The sequence below is a fragment of the Lactobacillus johnsonii ATCC 33200 genome (genome assembly GCF_000159355.1).
GTDB lineage: Bacteria > Bacillota > Bacilli > Lactobacillales > Lactobacillaceae > Lactobacillus > Lactobacillus johnsonii.
The window spans coordinates 1-241 of record NZ_GG670138.1 but is presented as its reverse complement, the minus strand read 5'-3'; the positions used below and the strand labels follow the sequence as shown (position 1 = coordinate 241).

Genomic DNA, 241 nt, shown 5'->3' with positions numbered 1-241 from the left:
ATTTGATCGGGCTCCACAACTTAAATGGTTTAAGTATGGAACCGGTAAAAACGCCTCGTCGAGTTATTTGGAAATTTCAAATAAGAAGGTCTTTACTTTATACGCAAGAGTACCAAAGGGTGTGCCGGCATTGAATGCTTATGCCAAGGATACAGGGACAAACAAAGTCGTAAAGGGACGCCGTTGGAACCGAAAGGGTTTGAATTCGTTCCTGATAAAGAAACTAAGGCTAAATTAATTA

At 40.2% G+C, this 241-nt stretch carries 1 protein-coding gene; it reads left to right on the top strand.

Annotated elements, in window-relative coordinates:
- A partial coding sequence (locus tag HMPREF0528_RS09775; protein ID WP_034525434.1) for a hypothetical protein occupies positions 1 to 238 on the top strand: 238 nt, incomplete at its 5' end.
- Positions 239 to 241: the final 3 nt, after the last annotated feature.